We start from the raw sequence: 26,912 nt of genomic DNA, 5'->3' as shown, positions 1-26,912 counted from the left end.
AGGTTTCCAAAACCTTGTAGGTTTAAACTTTTCTCAAATATACCTACAAGGTTTTGTCCCGAAGCTTCGGGATTGCAGGAAATCAAATTATAAAACCGATTAGAATGAATAATTATAAGCTAAAATTTTTGATTCTTTTAATCGTATTTTCAGGAATTAATATTTATTCTCAAACAAAGGCTGTTGCAAAATATAATTATCTCTTGTATTTGCCTAAAGACTATTCAAAAGAAACAAAAAAATACCCGCTTGTAATTTATCTTCATGGCGGAGGACAAAAAGGCAACGATCTAAACAAATTAAAGGCTTATGGATTGCCTTATCTTGTTGAAAAAGGAGAAAATTTTGACTTTATAATTGCTTCTCCTCAATGTCCTGACAATAAATACTGGTCAACAGAAAATTGGTTCAAAACTTTATATGCTGATTTATCAGCAAAATATAGAATCGATACCAGCCGAATTTATATTACAGGAATTAGCATGGGCGGCTATGGTACATACATTACTGCTCTGGATTTTCCTGATGTTTTTGCTGCAATTGTGCCTCTTTGTGGAGGAATTAATGATAGCGATTTATCAAGAATCTGTAATTTGAGTAAAATTCCTATTTGGGCATTTCACGGAACTGCTGATGATAAAATTTCAATTACCGAAACTGAAAGAATCGTCAAAGGTCTTGAATCATGTGAAAACAAAAACAATTTCAAGTTTACTCGTTTAGAAAATGAGGGTCACGGAATTGAATATCTATATGAGAAAAATCCAGAAATATATAAATGGATGCTCAAACAAAAGAAATCAAAAAAATAAAATTATGAAAAACCACAAAATATCACTTATACATCATTCAATCTATACATTAATCTTAATGGTCTTGTTGTTTTCTGCTTCCGCGAAAGCGCAAATCCAAAAAGTAGAACCGCCGTTTTGGTACGCCGGAATGAAAAATCCGGAGTTGCAGATTATGTTCTACGGAAAAAACATTGCTCAATACGAAGCTTCGGTTTCAAACAATGTCGTGATCAAAAATGTAGAAAAAACGGAAAATCCAAATTACCTTTTCGTAACAATTGATACGCAAAACCTAAAAGCTTCTGAATTGGTTTTCTCTTTCAAAACCAAAAATAAAGTTGCATTTACGCAGAAATATTCGCTTAAAGAAAGAAGAGCAAACTCAGCAGACAGAAAAAGTTACGATGCATCGGATATGATTTACTTAATTATGCCGGATCGTTTTGCTAACGGAAATCCGAAAAACGACAGCGATGCCAATTTAACAGAAAAAGGAAATCGCCAGGATCCAAGCGGACGTCACGGCGGTGATATTGAAGGAATTATCAAAAACTTAGATTATATTTCGTCTCTTGGCGCAACTACAATCTGGAGCACGCCTTTATGCGAAGACAATGATAAGCAGCATTCATACCACACTTACGGACAATCTGATGTTTACAAAATTGATCCGCGTTACGGAACTAACGACGATTACGCTCGTTTATCTGCAGAAATGCACAAAAAGAACATGAAACTGGTTATGGATTATGTAACCAATCACTGGGGAATTACGCACTGGATGATGAAAGATATTCCAACTAAAACATGGTTCAATCAGTTCGAAAACTTCACACAAACACATCACAGACGTGAAGTTATTACAGATATTCACGCTTCAAAAACAGATCAGGAAGTTTGTGTTGATGGCTGGTTCGTGCCTTCAATGCCGGACTTGAATTTGAGAAATCCTTTGGTAGCAAAATACTTGACCCAAAACGCAATTTGGTGGATAGAATTCGCCAATCTTGACGGATTTAGAGTAGATACTTATAACTATTCTGATGCAACGGCGATGGCAAATTGGGCAAAATCACTTACAACTGAATATCCGAATTTTAATATTGTGGGCGAAATCTGGATGCACAATCAGGCGAATTTGGCTTATTGGCAAAAAGACAGTAAAATTGGTGCGATCGAAAACTACAATTCGAATTTGCCAAGTGTAATGGATTTTACGCTTCAAAGTCAAGTGGTTTCTGCATTTAGTGAAAGTGAAGGAACCTGGGATAACGGAATGATTAAATTCTACAATAATTTTGCAATGGATTATCTGTATCCAAATACCAACAACATTTTAGTTTTTGCTGAAAATCACGATACAGATCGTATGAATGATAAGTTTAAATACGATTTTGCAAAATACAAACTGGCAATGACTTTATTGGCTACAGTTCGCGGAATTCCACAATTGTATTATGGTTCAGAAATTGGAATGGGCGGTGACAAAAGCAAAGGAGATGCAGACATTCGTCAGGATTTTCCAGGAGGATGGGCAGGTGATAAAAACAATGCGCTAACCGCAGCTGGAAGAACTCCTGAACAAGCAAAATATTTTGATTTTACATCGAAATTATTCAACTGGAGAAAATCAAACGAAGCCGTTCACTTCGGAAAAATGACTCATTATATTCCAGAAAATAACACCTATGTGTATTTCAGATATACAGATACTAAAACGGTGATGGTGGTTTTTAATAATAATGCTACAGCCCAAACTATTAAAACCAATCGTTTCAAAGAAAACATCAAAAACTTTAAGTCAGGGAAAGATATTTTGACTGGAAAAGCATTCGATTTAAGTTCTGAAATTACTTTAGAACCAAAATCGGCTTTAGTTTTAGAATTGGAATAAAACATCAAAGATTTTTTCACACAACGCATATCGTAGAGACGCACAGCAGTGCGTCTTTTTTTATGTTCAAAGAGACCTGACAGGTTTTAAAAACCTGTCAGGTCTAACAACGGTAAAATCTAACACAATATATTTCCGCCACGAATTCACGAATTATTCTTTTATAAATTCGTGAATTCATGGCGGTTTTTTCATTTATATGATTTCCTTTCTTTATCTTTAATATTCTCGCTCAAAATTAATTTTAATGAATAACGAAAATACTTCTAAACCGCCTTTCGTTTGGGAAGGAGCAAATATTTATTTTTTACTTACCGATCGTTTTTACAATGGAAATCCATCAAATGATTTAAACTTCAACCGAATCAAAACTCCGGGAAAATTACGTGGTTTTGAAGGTGGCGATATCATCGGAATTATAAAAAAAATCGACGAAGGTTATTTTGATAAATTGGGAATAAATGCCATTTGGCTTACGCCGATTGTAGAACAAATTCACGATGGCGTTGACGAAGGAACCGGGCTGAGTTATGGTTTTCACGGTTATTGGGCAAGAGACTGGACGGCGTTAGATCCTAACTTCGGAACAAAAGAAGATTTGGCAAATCTGGTTAAAAAAGCACACGAAAAAGGCATTAGAATTATGCTTGACGGTGTTATTAATCACACCGGACCTGTAACAGCAGAAGACCCGATGTGGCCGGAAGACTGGGTTAGAACTGGAATTGTCTGCGATTATAAATCATTCGAAAACACAACGATGTGCACTTTAGTCGATAATCTTCCGGACGTAAGAACCGAAAGCAATCAGGAAGTGGAACTGCCTTCTTTTTTAATCGAAAAATGGAAAAATGAAGGTCGTTATGAAAAAGAAATTACCTCGTTAAATGAATTCTTCAAAAGAACAAATTACCCAAGAACTCCAAAATATTACATCATAAAGTGGTTAACCGATTATATTCTGGAATTTGGAATTGACGGTTACAGAGCTGATACTGTAAAACATACAGATGAAGATATTTGGGTTGATTTTAGAAAAGAATGTGATTACGCATTTGAAACCTGGAAAAAACATCATCCGCTTGAAGTTTTAGATCAGAATCCGTTTTATACGATTGCTGAAGTTTATGGTTATGAAATAAGCAGCGGACTGGATTATGATTTTGGAGATCGAAAAGTAAACTATTTCGAAAATGGTTTTAACTGCATGATTAATTTTGAATTTAAACTCGATGCTCAAAACGATTATGAAGTTATATTTTCAAAATATTCAGCAAAACTTCAAAATGAATTAAAAGGTTTTAGCGTTCTGAATTACGTATCATCCCACGACGATCCCACTCCATTTGATGGAAATCGAAACAGAACTTTTGAAGCGGGAACCAAATTATTGCTCTCTCCGGGAATTTCTCAGGTTTATTATGGTGATGAAACAGGTCGTTCTCTTGTAATTGAAGGTACGGAAGGTGACGCCACTTTACGATCTTTCATGAATTGGGAAGATGTTGAGAATAATTCTGAAACTCAGAGAATACTTTGGCATTGGCAAAAACTAGGACAATTCCGCAGAAATCATCCTGCGGTTGGAGCAGGAATACACAATATGATTTCAGATAAACCGTATATTTTTTCAAGAAATTTTACTAAAGTTAATTATAAAGACAACGTTGTAATTGGTTTAGATTTAGGAACTGGTAGAAAAGAGCTTCCGGTTAATTCTGTTTTTGAAGATGGAACTAAATTAAAAGACGCTTTTTCAGGACAAGAAACAGAAGTTCAAAACGGAAAAGCAATCATCGATTCTGAATACGGTCTTGTTTTGTTAGAACTTGCTTAAAAGCAATGAAACAAAATCGCAAAGTTTGTCACGCAGATTTTGCAGATCTAAGCAGATTTAAATTTTAAAAATTATCTGCGTGAATCTGCTTAAATCTTTTTAAAATCTGCGTGAAAAAAAATCATTGTAATCTGTGAAATCTGTGGCGAACTTTTTTTATATAAATCCTTGCGCACTTTGCGTAAATCTTTGCGACCTTTGCGGTTAAACTTACTCACAAAGAAAATGCTAAAAATAGCACATCGCGGCGCCAAAGGATACGAACCAGAGAACACTTTACAGGCTTTTCAAAAGGCATTAGACTTAAATGCTGATGGAATAGAACTCGATGTTCATTTAAGTTCCGACGGACATATAATCGTAATTCACGACGAAACCATCGACAGAACAACCAATGGAAAAGGTTTTGTAAATACTTTATCTTTAAGCGAATTAAAATCGTTTTTGATTGCGGATCAACTTGAAATTCCAACGTTAAACGAAGTTTTTGATTTAGTGGACAAAAAATGCCTCATCAATATTGAATTGAAAGGCATAGGAACTCCTCATAAAGTTGTTGCTTTAATTGAAGAATATATTTCGGATAAAAACTGGAATTATGAGCATTTTATTATTTCAAGTTTTGACTGGAATATGTTGCAGGAAGTTCACAATTTAAATCCAAATATTGCAATTGGAGTTTTAACAGAAGAAAATATCGATACAGCTTTGGCTTTCGCCGAAAAAATAAAAGCGCGTGCCATTCATCCGGATTATCAATTATTGAATCAGGAAAATACTAAGGAAATACAAAAGAAAGGATTTCTGGTTTTGCCGTGGACAGTAGATTCTGATGAAGACATTCAAAAAATAAAAAGCTATAATGTAGACGGAATTATTAGTGATTTCCCGGATAAAATATAAAGTTTAAAATAGCCACGAATTCACGAATTTTTTCTGAAAGATTGTCAAAAAAATAATTCGTGAATTCGTGGCAAACCAAATAATATGATTCAAAATTTCGACATAATTATTGTTGGCGGAGGCGCTGCAGGATTTTTCACGGCGATTAATATTGCGGAGAAAAATCCAAAACTAAAAATTGCCATTTTAGAAAGAGGAAAAGAAGTACTTTCTAAAGTCCGCGTTTCCGGCGGTGGACGCTGCAACGTTACACACGCTTGTTTTGAACCTAATGAATTGGTTAAATTTTATCCCAGAGGCGAAAAAGAACTTCGTGGCCCGTTTCATCAATTTTGTTCTGGTGATACAATTGAATGGTTTGAAAAACATGGTGTTGAATTAAAAATAGAAGATGACGGGAGAATGTTTCCTGTTTCTAATTCTTCTCAAACCATTATTGATTGTTTCTTAAAAGCAACCGAAAAACTCGGCATAAAAGTCTTAACGGGACAAAGTGTACAATCAATCTACAAAGCAGAAAATCATTGGAAAATTGATACACAAAACGATAAATTTATTGTAGAAAAATTAGTTATGGCGACAGGAAGCAATCCTAAAATTTGGGAAATGCTTCAGGAAAAAGGGCATGCGATTATTAGCCCCGTTCCTTCCCTATTTACTTTCAATATTAAAGATCCTCGCATAAAAGAATTGCCCGGCGTTGCGGCACAAGTTACCGTTAACGTAAAAGATACCAAACTCGAATCGACCGGACCTTTATTAATCACGCATTGGGGAATGAGCGGACCTGCGATTCTAAAACTTTCGGCTTGGGGAGCGCGTATTTTACACGATAAAAATTATCAGTTTACGATTTTCGTCAATTGGTTAAATGATGTTGATACCGAAGATGCCGAAAAAATCCTAAAAGACTTAAAACAGGAACATGCGAAAAAAGCAGTTTCCAAAAAATCACCTTTCGATTTCCCAAATCGTTTGTGGGAAAGTCTGGTTTTAGCTTCGGGAATTGAAATCGAAACAAAATGGGCCGATTTATCTAAAATTCAATTACAGAATTTAGCTTCTCAATTGACAAAAGCAAAATTTCAGGTAAACGGAAAAAGTACTTTTAAAGAAGAATTTGTTACCGCAGGCGGAATCGATTTAAAAGAAATCAACTTTAAAACCATGGAAAGCAAATTACATCAGAATCTATATTTTGCCGGAGAAATTGTAAATATAGATGCCATTACGGGAGGTTTTAATTTTCAAAATGCCTGGACAAGCGGGTTTATTTTGGCTAATAACATATAATATAGAATGAGATTTAAAGGAATTATTTTTGATTTAGACGGAACCTTAGTTAATTCATTAGAAGACATTTCAGATGCCATGAATACTGTACTTACAGGTTTAAATTATCCCACTCATACTTATGATACTTATCAATATTTCATAGGAAGCGGTTTGCGAAATTTGGTCAGCAAAGCGCTACCTGTATCAAACAATTCAGATGAACAAATTGAAATTTGTTTTGATTGTATGATCAACGAATATCGCGAAGTTTGTACTATAAAAACAAAACCATACGAAGGCATTATAACGTTACTGGATAATTTGGTTTCAAGAAATATTAAATTAGCGGTCTTTTCAAACAAAGCAGACGAACTTACCAAAAAAATAGCCGCAGAAATATTTCCTAATTATTTTGACGCTGCCGTTGGTTTAAGTACTGAAGAGCTTAAAAAACCGAATCCGTTTGAAGCTTTAGAAATAAGCAAAACCTGGAATTTAAAACCCGAAGAAATTCTTTTTGTTGGAGATTCAGATATTGATATGCAAACAGCAATAAATGCAAATATGTTTGCTGTTGGAGTTTCCTGGGGTTATCGAACAGAAGAGGAATTAATTGGCAACGGTGCGAAAGTGGTAATAAATAAACCATCAGAATTAATTGAGATATTATAAATACATATACAAACCGAATTAACAAGAATTTACAGGTTTGCTAAGTTTTCCTTAAGACGATTCTAATAATTTTACTTCAACTAAAAACCATTAGATGAAAGTAAAGTTACTTACTATAATTTCTTTTTTGACTTACCAATTTTCCATTTCCCAAACAGAAAAATTACTACACGGAAGAGTCTTTTCCAACAATTATCCACTTGATAAAGTAGAAGTTATAAATAAAACAGCCAAAACAAGTACCAGAACAAATAAAATGGGAGAATTTTCGATTGTTGTTCAGGCAAAAGATAGTTTATTGTTTTTCGCAAAAGATTACTTTTTTACACGATTGAAAATATCACAGGAAAATATTGAACAAAACAATATTACCGTCAATATGAATATAAAAGCGGAGGAATTAAATGAAGTTGTAGTAACAAATATAAAATTTGATAAAATAAACACTTCTCAACAAGATATTGACGATATAAAATTTGATAAAGACAATAGATCATTGCAAAAATATACCGGTGTTTACGACGGAACTATTGCAAATGGAATGGACTTTACCAGAATGGGAACCGGACTTATAAATTTATTTAAAAAAGATAAAGAAGAAGTCAAAAAGAAAACTAAGGAAACTGTTTTCAAAAAACTTATAGCAGCATCAATTCCTCGTGATTATTTTACCAAAGATCTAAAATTAAAACCCGAAGAAGTTGATTTATTTATTGAGTTCTGTGACGCCGACCCAAGATCAGCGAAACTTATAGAAAACAACAATATCCTAACTACAATGGATTTTTTGTATGCTAAAAATGAAATGTTTAAGAAATTAAAAACAGAATCTAAAAACTAAATCTTATCTATTCAACCACCAAATACTGGCATTCAAAATTGCTGCAAAAGCAACCCAAGCTAAATACGGAATCAATAAATAACCGGCAATTTTATTGATTTTAATAAATTTCAGATACGTTTCATAAATCATCAGCCATAAAAGCGCGATTTCGATTAAAGCCAACATTGGATTTTTAAGTCCGAAGAAAAGATATGACCAAATAGCATTCAATGTCAATTGAATCAAAAAGAAAGCTAATGCCTTTTTTACAGTTTCGTTTTGTTCTTTAATTTTGTCCCAAACTAGTCCCACAGCAACCGCCATTAAAATATAAAGCAATGTCCACATTGGCATGAAAATCCAATTTGGCGGATTAAAAATTGGTTTTACAATTGTTGGATACCAAGTTTCAACACTTGGTCTTGTAACCACGCTTGCAGAATATCCTACCAGTAAACAAACGATTAAAGCTATGGCGATTTTGACAGTTTTGTTCATTCTAATTTATTTTTCATCAAAAATAGTTAAAAGATATTTGAAACCATATAGTTCATTTTAGTTTGAACCTTACTTACATTTTCTTATATAACTTATATGGTGAAATAGTATAAAAACTATCTTTGCCAAAATTTTATAATTCATGTTTACAGCAACTGATTTTATTCCTAAAAAATATACTTCGACAATCGAAAACGGAAATTTTGAATGGAGCGCTCCCAGCAATATTGCATTAGTGAAATATTGGGGCAAAAAAGACAATCAAATTCCGGCAAATCCTTCAGTAAGTTTTACTTTGAATAATTGTAAAACGATTACGAAATTGGGTTTTGAAAAGAAAAGCATTTCTCCCGAAGTTTCGGGACCGCTCAGTGTGACAGATAATGGTTTTTCTTTTGATTTACTTTTTGAAGGAAAACCAAAAGAGGATTTTAAACCAAAAATTCAGAAGTTTTTGGAAAGAGTTGAAGTTTATTTACCATTTTTAAAGGATTATCATTTTACGATTGATACACAAAACACGTTTCCTCATAGTTCAGGAATCGCTTCTTCGGCTTCTGGAATGGCAGCTTTGGCAATGAATTTCATGAGCTTGGAGAAAGCATTAAATCCGGAAATGACAGAGGAATATTTTTACCAAAAAGCATCATTTTTAGCTCGTTTAGGATCTGGAAGTGCTTGCCGAAGTGTAAAAGGAAATGTGGTAGTTTGGGGAAATCAGGCCAACATTCAAGGAAGTACTGATTTATATGGAGTTGAATTTCCGTACGCAATTCATGACAACTTCAAGAATTATCAGGATACTATTTTATTGGTTGATAAAGGCGAAAAACAAGTCTCAAGTACCGTAGGACATGATTTAATGCACAATCACCCCTACGCAGAAAAACGTTTTGCTCAGGCGCATGAAAATCTGGATCAGTTAATTGCCATTTTTGAAAGTGGAAATCTAGGAGAATTCATTAAAGTTGTCGAAAGCGAAGCTTTGACTTTACATGCCATGATGATGACATCTATGCCGTATTTTATTTTGATGAAACCAAATACTTTGCAAATCATAAATGCGATTTGGAAATTTAGAAATGAAACCAAAATTCCGGTTTGTTTTACACTTGATGCAGGAGCAAATGTTCACGTTTTATATCCCGAAAACGTTAGCGAAAAAGTACTTCAATTTATTCAGGACGAATTAGTTGTATTTTGTCAGAATGGTCAGTACATTTGCGACGAAATTGGAAGCGGTGCAATGAAGCAATAATTTTTGTATCTTTAATTAAAATTTTATGTTATGGACATTCAATTAGAGAAACTCAATGCAATGAATATGTTGAAGGAAACTAATGATCCTGCACTTATTATGGCTGTTGCAAGATTGCTAAGACAGGAGAAAAATGATTGGTGGGATGATTTGACAGAAGCCCAGAAAGAAGATGTCGCTCAAAGTGAATTAGAATTTGAAAGAGGAGAATTTAAAAGCTTTGAAGATGTGATGAAAAAATATAAGGAGTGAATCTTAAAATAAATATTTCAAAAACAGCTGAAGAGAATTTAGATGCTGTTTTAAATTTTATTGAAGCAAGATGGTCTAAAAAATCGAAAGAAATGTTTCTTGTGAAATTTCAAAAAGCAATTTCAATAATTAGCATGAATCCAGAAGTTTTTCCAAAATCATCAATAAATAAAAAATATCGAAAATGTGTCGTAACAAAACAATCAAGTCTCTTGTATAGTTTTGGTTCAAATGAAATTAGAATTCATTCCATTTTCGACACACGACAAGACCCAAATAAAATTAAGAAAGACATAAAATAAATATGAAAGGACCATTATTTTACTCAAAAATATTACTCTTTGGAGAATACGGAATTATTCGCGACTCTAAAGGACTTTCTATTCCTTATAATTTTTACAATGGTGCGTTGAAGAAAACCGAAGATCCTTCGGCAGAAGCAATAGCATCAAATGCAAGTTTAAAACGTTTTGTAACTTATCTTGAAACTTTGCAGACAGAACAGCCTGAATTGGTTTCTTTTGATTTGGCAAGTCTAAAAAATGATGTTGAAACAGGCATGTATTTCGATTCAAGTATTCCGCAAGGATACGGAGTTGGCAGCAGTGGTGCTCTTGTTGCGGCTATTTATGATAAATATGCTACTCAAAAAATAACAGTTTTAGAGAATTTAACTCGTGAAAAACTGTTACAGCTAAAAAATATATTTTCTCAAATGGAGAGCTTTTTTCACGGAAAAAGTTCTGGTTTAGATCCTTTAAACAGCTATTTGAGTATCCCAATTTTAATAAATTCTAAAGATAATATTGAAGCAACCGGAATTCCGACTCAAAGTTTTGACGGAAAAGGGGCTGTGTTTTTATTAGACTCCGGAATTGTTGGCGAAACAGCACCAATGGTAAACATTTTTATGGAAAACCTAAAAGACAAAGGGTTCCGTACGATGCTTAAAAACCAATTTGTAAAATATACGGATGCCTGCGTAGAGAACTTTTTGCATGGCGACATGAAATCATTGTTTACCAATACAAAAAAACTTTCTAAAGTCGTTTTAAATAATTTTAAACCAATGATTCCTGAACAATTTCACGGAATCTGGCAAAACGGAATTGATACAAACGACTATTATCTGAAACTTTGTGGCTCTGGCGGCGGTGGTTATATTCTGGGCTTTACAGAAGATTTAGAACGTGCCAAAGCTTCTTTGAAAGATTACAAATTAGAAGTTGTTTATCAATTCTAAAGTATAAATCACTTTAAAAAATTACGCTTATTTGAATATCCTTTTCTAAATTATCACGCTAAAAGTTATTTAATATGAAAAGTATTTTAAAAATTATTAAAGCAACTTTTTTAGGAGGAATTGTATTTTTAGCACCGTTAATTTTATTGCTTATTCTTTTAGAAAAAGGATTTGGTATTATTCAAAAAATTACAAATCCGATTGTTAGTCATTTTCCAAAAGTAAAAGTTTTAGGATTGGCAATAGAAGAAATTGTCGCGATTTTAATTATTGTAATTATTTGTTTTGCTGCTGGTTTGGTTGCTAAAACTACCTACGCACAAAAATTGATTCACAGATTAGAAAACGGAATTTTAAGCTTTGTTCCCGGTTATTCGTTCATGAAAAAAATGAATGAAAACATAATGGGATTTGAATCCAACGAGGATTTAAAAGTCATTTTAGTTCCTACAGATGCAGGCTTGCAATTTGCATTTTTGATTGAACAGATAGATGAAAACAACTCTGTCGTATTTATTCCCGATGCTCCAAATCCGTGGAGTGGTTCTGTGGTTTTTGTAGAAAAAAAAGACATTAAAGAAGTTGGAATCTCACAAAAACAAGCTTTAGCCTGTATTAGAAAATTAGGCTACGGATCTAAGGAATTATTAAAAAATAAACTTTGACCACCTGTTTCCTACGGTAAAAAATCTTAAATTAGACCCCAATTCCAAAATTTAAATCAAAAAATGTTAAGCAGACAGCACAAACTTTTAGTAATGAAAATTGTTGGTCTGTTCTCTGTAGTAAGAGGTTACAACATTCCTATTATTGTCCTGGCACAATATTTATCGGCGATCTTTATATTGGCTCCGGAAAAAAGAGCCCTGGATATTTTACTAGATTTCAACTTGTTTTTAATTGTTTTTGCTTCCGCGGTTACGATTGCTTCCGGCTATATTATTAATAATTTTTACGACAGTCAAAAAGATCTAATCAACAGGCCAAACAAATCTATGCTGGATAGATTGGTGAGCCAGAAAACAAAATTATCGGTTTATTTTAGCTTGAATTTCCTGGCGGTATTAATGGCCTTAATTGTTTCATGGCGGGCTTTTTTATTTTTTTCGGCTTATATTTTCCTGATTTGGTTTTACTCTCATAAAATAAAAAAATACGTGATTATTGGTAACCTAACTTCGGCTTTGCTGGCTGTTGTACCTTTTTTTGCGATTTTATTGTACTTCTATAACAAAATTTTATTTGAAGAAATCGAAAATCACATGAGTCATTTTGCAGTAATTTCGGCACATGCCATGTTTTTGTTTTTGCTGTTGCTAATTCGCGAAATGATCAAAGATCTGGAAAACCTAAAAGGTGATTTGGCAAACGATTATCAAACGATTCCGATATTGTATAACGAAACAGTTTCAAAACAAATTATTACGGTTTTAACTTTTATGACCGTAGTTCCGGTTTATGTTTTGGTTAATATTTATGATGTGGGTTATATGGATATTTACTTTTATATCTGTTTTATTGCCTTGTTGTTTTTTCTGATTTATTTATGGAAATCAAACTCTAAGGAACAATATTTACTGCTTCATAATGTTTTAAAATTCCTGATTGTTTCGGGTGTTTTTTGCATTGTTTTAATTAATCCTAGTGTTTTGTGGCATGGGAAGAATTTGATTTCACGATTTTAGGATTTTAAATGGCACGCGGATGATGCGGATTTAGGCAGATATACGCGGATTTTTTTTAAACTTTGTGAATCTCTGTGAAATTCTTGGCGCAACTTTGTGGAATAAAATGTTCAAAAGAAGCCAAATGCTTGAAATTAGCCCCGATTGCAGCGGAAATCCTTTTATGGCGGGGTTCGCCATAAAAGATTGAAGTGAAAAGCGGGAAACCATGCCTGAAAAAAAGCCAATTGTGCTGCTTCTATAACTTCAATTAAAAATAGCTATTAATCTAAGAACAATGAACTTAGGATTATTTAGCAAGAATAAACTATCTTTGCACAAATTACAGAATTTATGAACAATAAGGAAGGCAATAATAAAAGAGGCGGATCGAGACCAAATAGCTCAAGATCAAACTCTAGCAAGCCAAAACCTCCTATGGCGAAACGTGCGCAAGGGCCAAAAAAAGTGAAACCTGCTGTTAAGGCTGCTGAAGAAGAAAAGGCAGAAAAAATCAAAAAACAGAATCAGGCTCCGAAAAGACAAAAAGCAGCAGACGAAATTCGTTTGAACAAATACATCTCTAATTCAGGTGTTTGTTCACGTCGTGATGCCGATATATATATCCAGTCTGGAAACGTTAAAGTAAATGGCGTTCCGGTTACTGAAATGGGTTATTTAGTAAAATTAAACGATGTTGTAAATTTTGACGGCGTTACTTTGACTCCTGAAAAGAAGGAATATATCTTGTTGAACAAACCTAAAAACTTTACAACTGCTCTTGATGAAGGTCAGGAATATCGTAACGTTCTGGAACTTGTACGTGGTTCTACTACGGCAAAAATTGCTCCGATTGGAAGAATGGACAAGAACACAACTGGTTTATTATTATTTACAAACGATACGGATATGATTCGTAAATTTACTTTACCGAGTCAAAAATCGTCTAAAATTTACCAGGTTTCGTTAGACAAAAATTTAAAATTTGAAGATTTAGAAAAAATCAGCAAAGGTTTAGTTCTTGACGGACATCGTGTGTTTGTTGAAGAGGTTAGTTATATTGATAATGAACCTAAAAGCGAAATTGGCTTAAAACTGCGTTCATCAAATGTAAAAGTGGTTCGAGCTATTTTCGAAAACTTTGACTATGATGTTTTACGTATCGATCGTGTATCATTTGCTGGCTTAACCAAAAAGAATTTACCAAGAGGTAACTGGCGTTTTTTGACCGAGCAAGAAATTATAAATTTGAAGAACGTCTAAGAAACGCTTCAAATTAGGCAATATAAATCCTGTTTTACTTTTGTAAAATGGGATTTTTTTATTTGGGTGATGAAATATTCTAGAAAAAATTATGTCCAAAAAGTGTAAAAACAGATCTTCCCATTGCCTGGTTTTTTTCTTCAACTGTTTCATGGCAAGAGAATCCAAGGATGATTTTTATTCCTGGCTGAATACTGTTTAGAATATCACGTTTTTGATCTTCTAACAATAATTTCAGATTTTTAATTAATTGTGAATTGTTTTTAAGATAAGAAACAACTAATAACGCAGAAAAATTAAGGATTTCGCGTGCTGTTTCACTTTTAATTCCTACTTCGTTTGAGATCATTTCAGAAATTCTTCCTTTTTTATTGCTGAAAATTTCTTTAAGCAACTCGTTTCCTTCGATTCTGTAACAATCATCTACTGATAAAATTCTTCCTGAAGTAAAGTCAACTTCTCCGTAAAATGTTGAATTATCTTCTAATAGTGTGACTATGTTTTTATAAAAACCCGACTCCTCGGCTTTATTGTATAATCCCATTAGAACGGTTCCGATTGAAACATCAATTCCCTTTATTAAGAGGGCATCATTTTCGAAATAAAACTTATTTAATTTAGAAACAACATTAGAAGAAATAAAACGTCTAAGTTCAATTTGTAGGTTAGGAGTCATATGTTTAGTTTTAAAATTATTTAAATCCATTCAAAATAATCGACTAAGTGGGGCTTTTCATCGTTTATCGTGATAAAAATATAAAATATTTTAACATTTCCAAAAAATAAGTTAAAAATGAAGAACGTTTTTTTAACGCTTTTTTTGGCGAAATTCTAAAAGTCTCAATGAACATAACCCTTTCGTTATCAAAAAGAAATAAAAAATATAAATTAAAAAAATGTTATTTTTTAAAAAATACTAAAAATATAGGAAAAATATTAACATAAATTTGACGATTAAAACAATAAAAATCTGTTTTGCCAAACTATATTTAAAAAAACGCCAAGAAAAATAATACAAAAGAGAAAATTAATGAAGCTTGAGGCCAAAAAACCCAATAACGAACCTGTTGCCGCTTTTATTGCACGAGTATGATTTTTAGAATCGTAAATCATTTCTCCAATAAAAGCACCAACAAAAGGCCCAATTATAACTCCAAATGGTATAGGAGCTATGATTCCAACAATCAATCCGATGTTTGTTCCCCAGACTCCATATGAACTTCCGCCAAACTTTTTTGTGCCTCGCGCCGGAATAACATAATCTAAAACTGTAATTATTATTGTAATTAAAAGTGTTATCCCTAAAACCCAATAATTATTTTCGACAGCTTTTGTAAGGTACAATAATAACAAACCAACCCAACAACTGGAAAGTCCCGGTAAAAAAGGTAGAAAACTACCAAAAACACCAACAATTACGCATACAAAACCGAGTATTAACAATAGTAAATCCATTTATTTTTTTGTAAATTTGCCCGTAAACCGTCAGAAAAATTAGACAATGTACAGTGTTTTTAAATTATTTTTTATGTGCACTTTGATCTTTATGATCAATAATAATGCCTATGCGCAAAATAAAAAACTGTCTGTTGACGATCAATTACTTCAGGACAGTATATATAAAAGTAATAAGAAAAAGGTTTTAAATTTCTCGATGAAAGAATTTGATTCTCTTTTTTTTGAATATTTTTCCAGTAAAAATAATCCCGACTTAGTTTTAAGTAAAACAGAATTCTATACTTATACTGTTCAAATTGCTACTTTTTCTGATCGATTGGCGAAGTTATATCCTGACCAAAAAGAAGTTGCAGAACAAAACAAAGAAAAATGGCTTTCTGAAAGCTATGAAGAATATTTAGATTATAAAGCTAACCAAAAAAAATAATCGTATTTTTATAAATATAATTAGTTCAATACAATATCATAATCTTGAAGCAGTTCCCATTTTTTATAATCCTACTATTTATTAGTTCTTGTCAATACTTTGAGAAGCAGATTCCGTCTGAAAAAGAATTACTTCAAAAAGAGCTAAAATCTATCAATTGGAAAGAAGTTGACGAATTCCCATCGGTTGTCGATTGTGAAAAAGTAAACGACAAAAAACTGCGCCAACAATGCTTTTTTGAAGTAATGGCACAGCTAATTCAGGAAAAATTAGATATTGATACACTTTCTATTTTATATCCTGAACTTGATACCATTGAGGTGAAAGTAACTATATTTCCTAACTCTTCAATGAAATTTGAACCTCAGTTTACTAAAGATTCAGTAGCATATGATACAATTAAAATTGATAGTATTTTACAGGCTCGTTTGGTTGATTTTCCAAAAGTAAATCCTGCTATAAAACGAGGAGTTCCGGTAAAAACACAATTGATTTTGCCTATAATTATTAAGGCGAAAGAAGAAAAAAAATAGTTTTTATTTCACAAATCGTCGATCTTTCCATTCATAAGAACCAAACAAACTATACAAAGCTACGCACGTGCTGAAAAAAGGATAGAATAAACTACTCAAAAACAAATAGCGCAATCTTGTATTTGTTAAAAACTGGTTTGTTAGGTAAAGCAAAACAAAGTCAATAATAAATTTAGGGAAAACAAATAAAACTAAAAGTTGCCAGGACCAGATTCCGAAAATCAAGAATATAAATCCAATAACAAAACTTAGATTTCCAAAGAAAACGATTAATCCTAAAGATTTCCCGAAAATGCTTTGATAGGAACTTGTTTTTGCTGCCCAACGTACCCTTTGATGAAACAGGGATTTCCAGTTTTCAGTTGGTTTGGTTAAAACGATTGCTTCTTTAGCTTTTAAATAATGAACTTCATCAGGAAATAAATCTGCGGCTTTCTGCAGTAAAAAAACATCATCGCCACTTGCAATTTTATTATTTCCATCAAATCCATTTAGTTTTTCGAACAATGATTTTGTGTAAGCAAGATTGGCTCCGTTACACATAAATGCTTTTTTAATTCCGAAACTTCCAATTGTGGCTCCTTGTAAACTCGTTAAATCCAATTGCTGAAAATGGTGCAGAAATGAATTTTCGCATTGATAAGAAACGGCTCCTGCCAACATGGAAACATTGTTTTCCTGAATATAATTATCAAAAGTTAAAAGCCAATTTTCAGGCACAATACAATCGGCATCGGTCGTAATAACCCAATTGGTTTTTACGTGCTGCATGGCTGTTGAAATCGCATCTTTTTTAGGTGAATTTGAAATTCTTATATTGTCAATTAAACTAACGTGAAATCTGAAACCTGAAACCTGAAACTTTTTATTAGAACTATCATCCACCAAAATAACTTCGAACAAATTATTTGGATAACTTAGTTTTGCGAAACTATCTAAAAGTTTGGGTAAATTCTTTTCTTCATTCCTGAAAGGAACTATAATTGTAAAACTGGTTTTTGGTTTAAAATCTGTTTTCTGATATTTTTTTATTCGTGTAAAACCATAAACAAGTAAACTGATACTTATTATATAAATTTTTAATATGACAAATAAAATTAAACTCATTCTACCCTTTTAGTTTTGAAATTCAACACATAATAACTTCCTAAAACAACAGGCAAAACTACATTTAAAAACCACATCAACGTACTTATAAAAACGACAATCCATTCGTTTACGTTTAAAATTCCGAAGAAATAAACGGCTACACTTCCTTTTACAGCAAAGTCCAAAAATTGAAAAGTAGGTAATGATGAGGCCAAAAAATAAACAACCGCAATTGTTGCAATTAAAGTAAAATAAGGCAAATCTACATCAAAAGCCAAAAACAAAAAGTAATATTGATGCGAGAAAACCAAATAACGCAATATGCCTAAAAAGATATTTCTTTGATGAATTGGTTTGGGAATTTCATTGATTTTATGAATCAATTTTTCAATGGAATATCCTTTGATTTTAATCTTTTTAAAGAGTACAGAAAATAGAATAAAGAAAAAAGATATTGCGATTATTCCCAAAACCCATTTCCAATATCCGAGAAATAGCAAGCCAATTGTTCCAAATAAAACCGTTAAAATCATCTGGATTCCGTTGCAGATTAAGTTCAGGAAAACTACTCTTTTTGCTTCTGATTTTGGGTAATACAATGCTTTTCCTGCGTACTCTCCTACTCCGTTTGGCGTAAAAATTCCGGCTGTAAGCGCAGCGAGAACTTGTTTTGTAGCTTCGCCTAATGAAATATAATGAATGACTTTGGCCAGATTTTGCCATTTTAAAATTTCGAAATATCGATTTAAAACACTCAAAAGCAATATAAATCCAATTCCTAAAACTGACTGATTTTTACGAAACAGTGTAATGAATTTTTGCCAGTCGAGTTTGTCGTTATTCGCCAACTGATTATAAATAAAGTAAAATGCGCCACCTACAATCAAAAGTTTGACCAGAAGAACAAGGAATTGCTTAGCTTTGTGAGGAATTGAAATCATGCTGCAAAAGTAATCAATTTGAAAATGTGGCAATTTGAAAATTAGAAAATGAATTATAGCATTTTTCTAGCAACTTTCGAACTTGAAACCTGAAACCTGAAACAAAATCACTTGACAAAAGAACGCATCATATTAGGCATCGACCCGGGAACTACAATCATGGGTTTTGGATTGATTAAAGTAATCAATAAAAAAATGGAGTTTTTGCAGCTTAACGAGTTGCAATTGTCCAAATACGATAATCATTACCAAAAACTGAAAATCATTTTTGAGCGTACCATCGAATTAATCGAAACGCATCATCCGGATGAAATTGCGATTGAAGCGCCTTTCTTTGGTAAAAATGTGCAATCGATGTTAAAGTTGGGGCGCGCACAAGGTGTAGCAATGGCAGCTGGACTTTCGAGAGATATTCCGATTACAGAATATGAACCTAAAAAAATAAAAATGGCGATTACCGGAAACGGAAATGCCAGTAAAGAACAGGTTGCCAAAATGTTGCAACAGCTTTTAGGATTGAAAGAATTACCTAAAAACCTCGATTCAACAGATGGTCTGGCAGCAGCGGTTTGTCACTTTTTTAATTCAGGAAAAATCGTAGCAGGAAAAAGTTATTCGGGTTGGGATGCTTTTGTGAAACAAAATGAGGATAAAGTGAGGAAATAGTGGTCAGTGATCAGTTTTATTAATCAGTTAAAATAAATTATGCCAAATAACATCCACTTTTTAGATGATAATCCAATAAACAAACCTGAACAAGATTTATTTAATTTTAAATTTTATGCGGAAAAAGTTCAAAAACTGATACAATTAAATTCTAGCAATCCTGATCCTATTACTATAGGAATTTATGGAAAATGGGGTGAAGGTAAAACATCATTCTTAAATTTAATCGAAGATAAAATTGATCATTTTGAAAAAAGGGACGAAGATAAAGAGTATCTGAAATTTCATTTCAATCCTTGGAGATATTCTAGTGAAGATGAGATGTTATTTGATTTTTTTGATGCTTTATCCAAAAAATTCTACGTACAAGAAAACACAAATCTTCAAGAAGTTGGTAAATGGATTTCAAAATATAGTAAATATTTAAAAGCTGTAAAAATATCTGCAACCGTTGGTCTTCCTAAAATTTTTAATAGTAAAGTTTCATTTGATATTAGTGAGATCTTTCAAGCTTTAGGAGAAGATTTGGAGGGAGACAAATTGACGATTGATTCATTAAAAAATAAAGTTAATGAAACTATAAAAACTGCAAAATTCAAAGTTGTTGTATTTATTGATGATTTAGATAGGCTAGATAAAGAAGAAATTTATACCATTTTAAAATTAATTAAACTAAATGCCAATTTTAGCAATTTCATATTTATTGTTAACATTGATAGCAACCATGTAGCTAAGGCAATTAAAGATCGATACGGAAATGACATTGAAGACGGTCATCATTTTTTGGAAAAAATTATTAACATTCCAATTCATCTACCAAAAATAGAAGATGCTGATTTAAAAGAATTCTTTAGAAAAAAACTTCATCAAGTAAAGGGTAATTTAAATTTAAAGAATAATGAAAAAATTGACGAAGTTTTTAAGGAGATCGATATGGAATTTTCTTCTAATTTCTTTAACTCACCAAGAGAAATAATAAGAACTTTAAATAGTTTTTTTCTTGGGGCATTTGCTATAGGAGATGAAGTAAATTTGAGAGATTTATTTTGGATAGAGTATCTTAAAATTAAAAATGGAGATTGCTATAGCTTTATAAAAAATTATCAAAGTAAATCGACATTTCAATCATTTGATACAACTATCGACTTTAATGATGAGTATGATTCAAATGAAAAACCTAACGGTAGTAGAAAATATATTCTAGAGAATTTCAAAAATGTTAATCATATTGTTAACTTTCTATTTCCTGTATTTAGCGGTCAATTTTCAGTTTTTGAGCAAAAGCCTAATTTAGATTTATTAGATAGAGAATCAAGAATTAATACATTAGGGCATTTTGAAAAGTATTTTTCATTTCATAATATTAGAAAAATATCCGTAATGAAACTTAATGAAATTGAAAAACTAATTAGTCAAAGTAATTCCGAAGGTTTAATTTCATTGTTTAAAGATTTATTTTTAGGTGAAAATCAACATTACAAAATACTTTATAGAATTGAATTGATAATCAAAGAATTGGAAAACAAAAATGAACGCAATTTTTTCTACTCATTTTTATTTAACAATTTTGAAATTATCCCTGATTCACAAATTGATATGTATGGTCTAGATTATCGATTAAGATTAATTGAATTAATAGCATCAACATTAGATAAAGATGTTATTAACGATAATACTGATGTTTCATTATCGCTAGCTGAAAATTTAGATGTTTATCAATTGTCACATTTTACCAGAAAATTCAATGAAAATAAATCGTTTAAAGAATCTTTAAAAAAACTCATTTCATCTAAAGCTGAAACTACTTTTAGGGTTGATAATCCAGTATATATAAATCCACATAATAATTCTAACAAAATGATCATGCATTATTGGAAATTAGGAAATGAGGAAAAATACAATAACCATATCAAATCAACAATAATTAATGAAGAAAACATTAAACTTTTAATAAGAAATTTTCCAAGTTTTTGGAATAATTCTTATTTCGGACCTCTTGAGAAAGAAAATTACGAGTATATGAAAAAACTGATTGATGTTGATTTTATTTATAAAAAATTACAAGAATTCAATCCTGATTTAGTAGATAGAATTAATCCTGATACTTATGAATTTACAGATGTTGAAGTTAATAGTGAAGAACAAAATCTCGAACAATTTATTTTTTGGTATAAAAAAGAGGAACAGGAAAAAAAGAAAAATCTATTATTGATTAAATAAGAATTAGTTAAAACTAAAAATGTCAGGTATCTATATCCATATTCCTTTTTGTAAGCAGGCTTGCCACTATTGCGACTTTCATTTTTCGACTTCGATGAAAAAGAAAGACGAAATGGTTTTGGCTTTAGCCAAAGAAATTGGCATGCGCAAAAATGAGTTTAATCTTCTTGATTCCGCTCAAAGTGACAATCAAATTGAAACCATTTACTTTGGTGGTGGAACGCCTTCTGTTTTGTCAAATGAAGAAATCAACTTTTTAATTGCTGAAGTTTATAAAAACTATACTGTTGTCGAAAATCCGGAAATTACGCTAGAAGCAAATCCGGATGATTTGTCTTCAGAACGAATTTTCGAATTATCAAAAAGCCAAATAAACCGCTTGAGTATTGGAATTCAGTCTTTTTATGAAGATGACTTGCAGCTGATGAACCGTGCGCATAATTCGGCGGAAGCCATACATTGTTTAAAAGAGGCCACTAAATATTTTGACAATATTTCGCTCGATTTGATTTACGGAATTCCTGGAATGAGCGACGAAATGTGGAAACAAAATATTGAAACAGCTTTGAGTTTTGGTATTCCGCATATTTCGAGTTATGCTTTGACGGTTGAACCGAAAACGGCTTTAAGAAAACTAATCGATACCGGAAAAATTGCTGAACCACAAGACGAAGTAGCTTCGAATCATTTTCTGATTTTGGTGGAAACGCTTCAAAAGAATGGGTTTATTCATTATGAATTATCGAATTTTGGAAAAGAAAATTATTTCTCTAAAAATAATTCGGCGTATTGGCTGGGCAAAAAATATATAGGCATTGGCCCTTCGGCACATAGTTATGACGGTGAAAAAAGAGGGTGGAATATTGCCAATAATTCGCTTTATCTAAAATCAATTCAGGAAAATATTTTACCAATTGAAACCGAAATTCTATCGAAATCTGATCGCTATAATGAATATATTATGACAGGATTACGAACTATTTGGGGCGTTTCATTAGACAGAATTGAAAAAGAATTTGGTTTGGAATATCTGGATTATCTAAAAAAACAAGTTCAGAAATTCTTAAATGATGATTTGGTTTTCATCGAAAACTACATTCTAAAACCAACGGCAAAAGGAAAATTTTTAACGGATGGAATTGCTTCAGATTTATTTTATCTAAATTTGGAAGAATAAAATTTGCCACAAAGACACAAAGACGCAAATAAACTTTGTGACTTAGCGCCTTTGCGGCATAAAACCTTAATTTGTGTTAGCAAAAATCAACAACTTCGAAATCGACTTATCAAAACCAATTGATATTTCAATCCCATTAACAAATACAAACGAAAACCCAATTGCCTGGTATATTGAAAAACCGGTTATTGAGCCCGTTGTTTTTGGAGATTGGATCGGAAAGGTTTCTGAAGGGAAATCATCAACTAATTTCAATAACATTTTCTTCAATCCGCATGGGCATGGCACGCACACGGAATGTCTGGGACATATTACGAATGATTTTTATAGCATTAATCAGTCTTTAAAACAGTTTTTCTTTTTTGCAAAACTGATTACAGTTGAACCTGAAAAAACCGGAGATGATTTGGTGATTACAAAAGAACAAATTTTGACTGCGCTCAATGGAATAAGCGTTTCGACTCCGCTTAGCATGACAAACGGGGCTTTAATAATTAGAACGCTCCCAAACCAAAAAGATAAAAAGTCAAGAAAATATTCGAATACAAATCCTCCATATTTGTCTGAAGAAGCGGCAAATTTTATCCGCGAAAGCGAAATTCAGCATTTATTAATCGATTTGCCAAGTGTTGACAAAGAACATGACGAAGGAAAATTATTGGCACACAAAGCTTTTTGGAACGTAAAAGACACGCACAACTTAAATAATGACGCACGTTTTGAAGCCACAATTACAGAAATGATTTTTGTGCCGAATGAAATTAAAGATGGAGATTATCTGCTAAACTTACAAATCGCTTCTTTTGAAAACGATGCAAGTCCGAGTAAACCTGTTTTGTATTCGATCGCAAACTTTTGATAATTAGTTGATAATTGATTTTTAAATTAGTAGCTTTATAATTACTAATGCTTAATTATCTGCATTGAAAACAGCCACGAAACAAAGTTTAGATTTAATGAATCAGAATGCATTTTTTGCATGTGTATTTCTGCTTTTTGTTTTCAGCTCTCCAAAATTATTCAGCCAGAATAAACCTGAAAAAGATACCGCCAATTTTATTTATTATCCCGATAAAATAATGGTTCGCGCAAATGTAAGCACTCAAAATGATGCTTATTTACTGACCAATAAAAACGGTCCGAATCTGGATTTAGAAACCAACAATAGTTACAAACTTTTTTTAAGTATCGATTATAAATTTATTGGTTTTAGTTATGGTTTTTATCCGAAGTTTTTTGGTGGAAATAAAGATGAAGACTTAAAAGGAAAATCTTCTTTCTCTGATTATAATTTTCGTTTCTTTTTAGGAAGATGGCTTCAAACGGCTCAGTTTAGTAAAACGAGAGGTTATTACGTCGAAAACATGTCTGAATTTGACCCGAATTGGGTTGAAGGAAAAGATCCGTATATTCAGTTTCCGGATTTTAAAACCGTGCAATACGGAATGTCAACATCCTATCTTTTTAATCCAAAATTCTCTCTTAAAAGTATAACTTCGTTTACCGAATGGCAAAAAAAGAGTGCCGGAAGTTTTATTCCGTCGCTGATTTACAGCTATAACAGAATTATTTCGAAATTCGACAATCTTAATGGAAAACAAAAAGAATTCGATGTTAGATTAGCCGCAGGATATTATTATAACTTCATTATTCACAAAAACTTTTATATTGCTCCACATTTATCACCTTCGATTGGTGTGAAATTTTTACATGACAAAAGTATTGATTCGGGAGTTGAGACTATTGAAAAGGATACATACTTTACCCGAAACATTGAAGGAGGCATTAAAATAGGCTATAACAGCAATCGGATACTTTGTGGCGCAAGTTTAAACTTCGACGACAGTTCGTATAATCAGGATAAAACAACGGTAATTACAAATGGTAAAGTCTATGGATTATTGTATTTTGGCTACCGTTTTGATGCACCTGATTTTGTTAGTAAACCGATTGAAAAAATTGACGAAAAAATTAAAATGTAATAAAATAGCGGCTAAGGTTCTAAGATACTAAGAAGCTAAGTTTTTTTTAGCACATCAGAACCTAATTATAGATTAATGAAATGCAAAAATTACCATGAATCAGATTACCGTTTCGACAGATAAAACAAAACTTAATGTTCCGTTTATACAAAACTTTCTAAAAGATATTTATTGGGCTGCCGGCCGAACTATCCAGGAAGTGCAGATTACAATTGATGCTTCGGTTTGTTTTGGAATTTATTTAGATGACAATCAAATTGGTTTTGCACGTGTCATTACAGATTACGTGGTTTTTGGTTACGTAATGGATGTTTTCATTACAGAAGAGCATCGCGGTAAAGGTTATTCGTCTGTTTTAATTGAAAAAATGATGAACGAACCACTTTTAAAAGACATTAAAATTTGGCGTCTGGCAACAACTGATGCTCATTTTTTATACGAGAAATTTGGTTTTAAACCTTTAGAACATCCTGAAAAAATGATGGAAAAGAAACTATGAAAACAGTTATTAAATTAGAAGAAGTTGGTTTATTTATTCTCGGAATCTATTTGTTTAGTCTTCTGGATTATCAATGGTGGTGGTTTTTAGTTTTGATTCTCGCACCCGATTTTTCGATGCTGGGTTACGTTTTTAATAATAAAACAGGAGCCTTTATGTATAATATATTTCATCACAGAGGAATTGCAGTTTTAATTTATTTAACAGGCTGTTATCTAAAATTAGCATCATTGCAACTTGTTGGTGTAATCTTATTTTCGCATTCGGCAATGGATCGAATGTTTGGTTATGGATTGAAATATGAACAAGGTTTTAAATACACTCATTTAGGTGAAATTGGTAAATAAATAGAATATGAATTTAGAGACGTTTTATGAATATTGTCTTTCTAAAAAAGGCACAACAGAACATTTTCCGTTTGATGAAGACACTTTGGTTTTTAAAGTTGGCGGAAAAATATTTGCTCTATCTTCCTTATCACAATGGGAGAAAAATGAGCAGGCAGTCAATTTAAAATGTGATCCTGAACGTGCTCAGGAATTGCGAGCCGAATATGATGAGATAAAACCAGGCTTTCATATGAGTAAAGTACATTGGAATACGATTGCTTTAAACGCAAATTTATCGACCGCTTTTGTAAAAGAACTCATTGATCATTCGTATGAATTGGTTTTCAAAAGTTTGACGAAGAAAATTCAGAATGAAATTATTGAATTAGAAAATTAGGCATTACATTTGCAGCGTAAGACAACAAAACTTAGCAATTTATCACCCCATGAAAGAACAATTTAAAAAATTTCTAAACGAAGAACAAGACCCAAAAGCGATTGAAAAAATCACTTCAAAACTCAACGATTTGTTGATGAAAGGTGAAGAAGTTGGATATATTGCGGTTCAAAAAAAACCGGCAATTACTGTTTTTCCTGATAGTATTGTATTAACAAACAAACGAATCATTATTTGTAAGCCTAAAAATTTAGGTCTTTCAATGGATTTTACAGATTACACTTGGGATGATATTGCGGGTGCTTTTGTAAAAGAAAATATTTTAGGTTCTGAATTCTCATTTAACACGAATACAGACTTGTCTATTTCAATTGATTATATTCCGAAAATTCAGGCTCGAAAAATATATACTTACGCAAAAGAACAATTGGATTTACTTAAAAATCCCGTGGTTATTTCTGCTCCAACTATAGAAACTGCCTCATCTGCAGAACCGGAAATCGAAGATACAATTGAGGAAGTAGAAACAGAAGAAGTTACAAATTACGCCGAAATTATGCCGGCAACAACACCTTCTTATACAGAAACTTACGAGCCAATTCAGCCTCAGGCTCCAACAGGAGATCGTAAATTAAGTGAATTATCAAAAGAAGAACTTTTTGATAAATTACAGAATTATAAAAAACTATTGGACAACGGATTAATCATGCAAGGTGAATATGATGCGTTCAAAAAAGAGATATTGAGCTATATGTAAAATTTTCTAACCGAAAGGTTCGCAAAAGATTTACGCAAAGCACACTAAGAAAAGCATAAAA

30 protein-coding genes are annotated in these 26,912 nt (G+C 32.2%); 25 read left to right on the top strand and 5 right to left on the bottom strand.

Annotated elements, in window-relative coordinates:
* Window positions 1-104 precede the first annotated feature (104 nt).
* The 7 genes from RT99_RS03805 (at window position 105) to RT99_RS03775 (ending at window position 8,216) form a co-directional block, all read left to right on the top strand.
* Window positions 105-812 carry a prolyl oligopeptidase family serine peptidase gene (locus RT99_RS03805; protein ID WP_052483534.1) on the top strand — a complete coding sequence of 236 codons (708 nt, stop codon included), beginning with the start codon at window positions 105-107 and terminating at the stop codon, window positions 810-812.
* A gap of 4 nt (window positions 813-816) precedes the next feature.
* Window positions 817-2,688, top strand: coding sequence for a glycoside hydrolase family 13 protein (locus RT99_RS03800; protein WP_042563424.1), 1,872 nt, complete (start codon window positions 817-819; stop codon window positions 2,686-2,688).
* A gap of 247 nt (window positions 2,689-2,935) precedes the next feature.
* Entirely contained in the window at window positions 2,936-4,525 is a 1,590-nt protein-coding gene (locus RT99_RS03795) for an alpha-amylase family glycosyl hydrolase (protein WP_082036908.1), read from the top strand.
* A 225-nt stretch (window positions 4,526-4,750) separates the two neighbouring features.
* A complete protein-coding gene (locus tag RT99_RS03790) occupies window positions 4,751-5,428 on the top strand; it encodes a glycerophosphodiester phosphodiesterase family protein (protein ID WP_042563395.1) in 678 nt (225 codons plus the stop codon).
* An 84-nt stretch (window positions 5,429-5,512) separates the two neighbouring features.
* A complete protein-coding gene (locus RT99_RS03785) occupies window positions 5,513-6,721 on the top strand; it encodes an NAD(P)/FAD-dependent oxidoreductase (protein ID WP_042563394.1) in 1,209 nt (402 codons plus the stop codon).
* A 6-nt stretch (window positions 6,722-6,727) separates the two neighbouring features.
* A complete protein-coding gene (locus RT99_RS03780; RefSeq protein ID WP_042563393.1) occupies window positions 6,728-7,375 on the top strand; it encodes an HAD family hydrolase in 648 nt (215 codons plus the stop codon).
* 94 nt (window positions 7,376-7,469) lie between these two features.
* A complete protein-coding gene (locus RT99_RS03775) occupies window positions 7,470-8,216 on the top strand; it encodes a hypothetical protein (RefSeq protein WP_042563392.1) in 747 nt (248 codons plus the stop codon).
* A gap of 3 nt (window positions 8,217-8,219) precedes the next feature.
* Here RT99_RS03775 and RT99_RS03770 read toward each other — a convergent pair whose 3' ends face one another.
* Window positions 8,220-8,696 (bottom strand): TspO/MBR family protein, encoded by a 477-nt coding sequence (locus RT99_RS03770; RefSeq protein ID WP_042563391.1) that lies wholly within the window; start codon window positions 8,694-8,696, stop codon window positions 8,220-8,222.
* Window positions 8,697-8,838: 142 nt separating this feature from the next.
* Between RT99_RS03770 and RT99_RS03765 the strand changes: the two genes are divergently transcribed.
* The 7 genes from RT99_RS03765 to RT99_RS03735 all read left to right on the top strand — a co-directional run bounded on the left by RT99_RS03765 (window position 8,839) and on the right by RT99_RS03735 (window position 14,376).
* On the top strand, window positions 8,839-9,954 hold the full coding sequence (locus tag RT99_RS03765) for a diphosphomevalonate/mevalonate 3,5-bisphosphate decarboxylase family protein (RefSeq protein ID WP_042563390.1): 1,116 nt from the start codon (window positions 8,839-8,841) through the stop codon (window positions 9,952-9,954).
* Window positions 9,955-9,984: 30 nt separating this feature from the next.
* Complete coding sequence (locus RT99_RS03760; RefSeq protein ID WP_042563389.1) at window positions 9,985-10,206, top strand: hypothetical protein; 222 nt, start codon at window positions 9,985-9,987, stop codon at window positions 10,204-10,206.
* Window positions 10,203-10,508 carry a type II toxin-antitoxin system RelE/ParE family toxin gene (locus tag RT99_RS03755; RefSeq protein ID WP_042563388.1) on the top strand — a complete coding sequence of 102 codons (306 nt, stop codon included), beginning with the start codon at window positions 10,203-10,205 and terminating at the stop codon, window positions 10,506-10,508. The genes RT99_RS03760 and RT99_RS03755 overlap by 4 nt, the downstream gene beginning before the upstream one ends.
* Window positions 10,509-10,510: 2 nt before the next feature.
* Window positions 10,511-11,449, top strand: coding sequence for a mevalonate kinase (locus RT99_RS03750; RefSeq protein WP_042563387.1), 939 nt, complete (start codon window positions 10,511-10,513; stop codon window positions 11,447-11,449).
* A gap of 74 nt (window positions 11,450-11,523) precedes the next feature.
* A complete protein-coding gene (locus RT99_RS03745; RefSeq protein ID WP_042563386.1) occupies window positions 11,524-12,114 on the top strand; it encodes a DUF502 domain-containing protein in 591 nt (196 codons plus the stop codon).
* A 63-nt stretch (window positions 12,115-12,177) separates the two neighbouring features.
* Complete coding sequence (locus tag RT99_RS03740; protein WP_042563385.1) at window positions 12,178-13,134, top strand: geranylgeranylglycerol-phosphate geranylgeranyltransferase; 957 nt, start codon at window positions 12,178-12,180, stop codon at window positions 13,132-13,134.
* A gap of 333 nt (window positions 13,135-13,467) precedes the next feature.
* Entirely contained in the window at window positions 13,468-14,376 is a 909-nt protein-coding gene (locus RT99_RS03735) for a pseudouridine synthase (RefSeq protein ID WP_042563384.1), read from the top strand.
* A 79-nt stretch (window positions 14,377-14,455) separates the two neighbouring features.
* Here RT99_RS03735 and RT99_RS03730 read toward each other — a convergent pair whose 3' ends face one another.
* Entirely contained in the window at window positions 14,456-15,052 is a 597-nt protein-coding gene (locus RT99_RS03730; RefSeq protein WP_042563383.1) for a DUF937 domain-containing protein, read from the bottom strand.
* 278 nt (window positions 15,053-15,330) lie between these two features.
* A complete protein-coding gene (locus RT99_RS03725) occupies window positions 15,331-15,831 on the bottom strand; it encodes a DUF456 domain-containing protein (protein ID WP_042563382.1) in 501 nt (166 codons plus the stop codon).
* 73 nt (window positions 15,832-15,904) lie between these two features.
* Between RT99_RS03725 and RT99_RS03720 the strand changes: the two genes are divergently transcribed.
* Both RT99_RS03720 and RT99_RS03715 read left to right on the top strand, forming a co-directional pair.
* On the top strand, window positions 15,905-16,261 hold the full coding sequence (locus RT99_RS03720) for a hypothetical protein (protein ID WP_124020494.1): 357 nt from the start codon (window positions 15,905-15,907) through the stop codon (window positions 16,259-16,261).
* Window positions 16,262-16,305: 44 nt separating this feature from the next.
* Window positions 16,306-16,794: a hypothetical protein gene (locus RT99_RS03715; RefSeq protein ID WP_042563380.1), complete on the top strand. Its 489-nt coding sequence runs from the start codon at window positions 16,306-16,308 to the stop codon at window positions 16,792-16,794.
* A gap of 3 nt (window positions 16,795-16,797) precedes the next feature.
* On the opposite strand, the gene RT99_RS03710 is transcribed toward RT99_RS03715, so the two are convergent.
* Together RT99_RS03710 and RT99_RS03705 are read right to left on the bottom strand one after the other, a co-directional pair.
* Window positions 16,798-17,901 carry a glycosyltransferase gene (locus tag RT99_RS03710; protein WP_042563379.1) on the bottom strand — a complete coding sequence of 368 codons (1,104 nt, stop codon included), beginning with the start codon at window positions 17,899-17,901 and terminating at the stop codon, window positions 16,798-16,800.
* On the bottom strand, window positions 17,898-18,824 hold the full coding sequence (locus RT99_RS03705; protein ID WP_042563378.1) for a lysylphosphatidylglycerol synthase domain-containing protein: 927 nt from the start codon (window positions 18,822-18,824) through the stop codon (window positions 17,898-17,900). Before RT99_RS03705 ends, RT99_RS03710 begins: the two co-directional genes overlap by 4 nt.
* 111 nt (window positions 18,825-18,935) lie before the next feature.
* Here RT99_RS03705 and ruvC point away from each other — a divergent pair, with 111 nt between their 5' ends.
* From ruvC to RT99_RS03660, 9 genes are all read left to right on the top strand, one after another.
* Window positions 18,936-19,490, top strand: coding sequence for a crossover junction endodeoxyribonuclease RuvC (gene ruvC, locus RT99_RS03700; protein WP_026982724.1), 555 nt, complete (start codon window positions 18,936-18,938; stop codon window positions 19,488-19,490).
* 39 nt (window positions 19,491-19,529) lie between these two features.
* Window positions 19,530-21,710, top strand: coding sequence for a P-loop NTPase fold protein (locus RT99_RS03695; protein ID WP_042563377.1), 2,181 nt, complete (start codon window positions 19,530-19,532; stop codon window positions 21,708-21,710).
* Window positions 21,711-21,729: 19 nt separating this feature from the next.
* Window positions 21,730-22,887, top strand: a complete 1,158-nt coding sequence (gene hemW, locus RT99_RS03690; RefSeq protein WP_042563376.1) for a radical SAM family heme chaperone HemW — start codon at window positions 21,730-21,732, stop codon at window positions 22,885-22,887.
* Between the two features lie 73 nt (window positions 22,888-22,960).
* A complete protein-coding gene (locus RT99_RS03685; protein ID WP_042563375.1) occupies window positions 22,961-23,746 on the top strand; it encodes a cyclase family protein in 786 nt (261 codons plus the stop codon).
* 64 nt (window positions 23,747-23,810) lie between these two features.
* Window positions 23,811-24,869, top strand: a complete 1,059-nt coding sequence (locus RT99_RS03680) for a DUF4421 family protein (RefSeq protein WP_042563374.1) — start codon at window positions 23,811-23,813, stop codon at window positions 24,867-24,869.
* Window positions 24,870-24,963: 94 nt separating this feature from the next.
* Window positions 24,964-25,368, top strand: a complete 405-nt coding sequence (locus RT99_RS03675) for a GNAT family N-acetyltransferase (protein WP_042563373.1) — start codon at window positions 24,964-24,966, stop codon at window positions 25,366-25,368.
* On the top strand, window positions 25,365-25,715 hold the full coding sequence (locus RT99_RS03670; RefSeq protein WP_042563372.1) for a DUF4260 domain-containing protein: 351 nt from the start codon (window positions 25,365-25,367) through the stop codon (window positions 25,713-25,715). The genes RT99_RS03675 and RT99_RS03670 overlap by 4 nt, the downstream gene beginning before the upstream one ends.
* A gap of 7 nt (window positions 25,716-25,722) precedes the next feature.
* Window positions 25,723-26,094: an MmcQ/YjbR family DNA-binding protein gene (locus RT99_RS03665; RefSeq protein WP_042563371.1), complete on the top strand. Its 372-nt coding sequence runs from the start codon at window positions 25,723-25,725 to the stop codon at window positions 26,092-26,094.
* A 49-nt stretch (window positions 26,095-26,143) separates the two neighbouring features.
* A complete protein-coding gene (locus tag RT99_RS03660; RefSeq protein ID WP_042563370.1) occupies window positions 26,144-26,851 on the top strand; it encodes a PH domain-containing protein in 708 nt (235 codons plus the stop codon).
* The last annotated feature ends 61 nt before the right edge of the window (window positions 26,852-26,912 follow it).

It is taken from the genome of Flavobacterium sp. MEB061 (genome assembly GCF_000834715.1).
Lineage (GTDB): Bacteria > Bacteroidota > Bacteroidia > Flavobacteriales > Flavobacteriaceae > Flavobacterium > Flavobacterium pectinovorum.
This window is presented reverse-complemented; position numbering and strand designations above follow the sequence as displayed.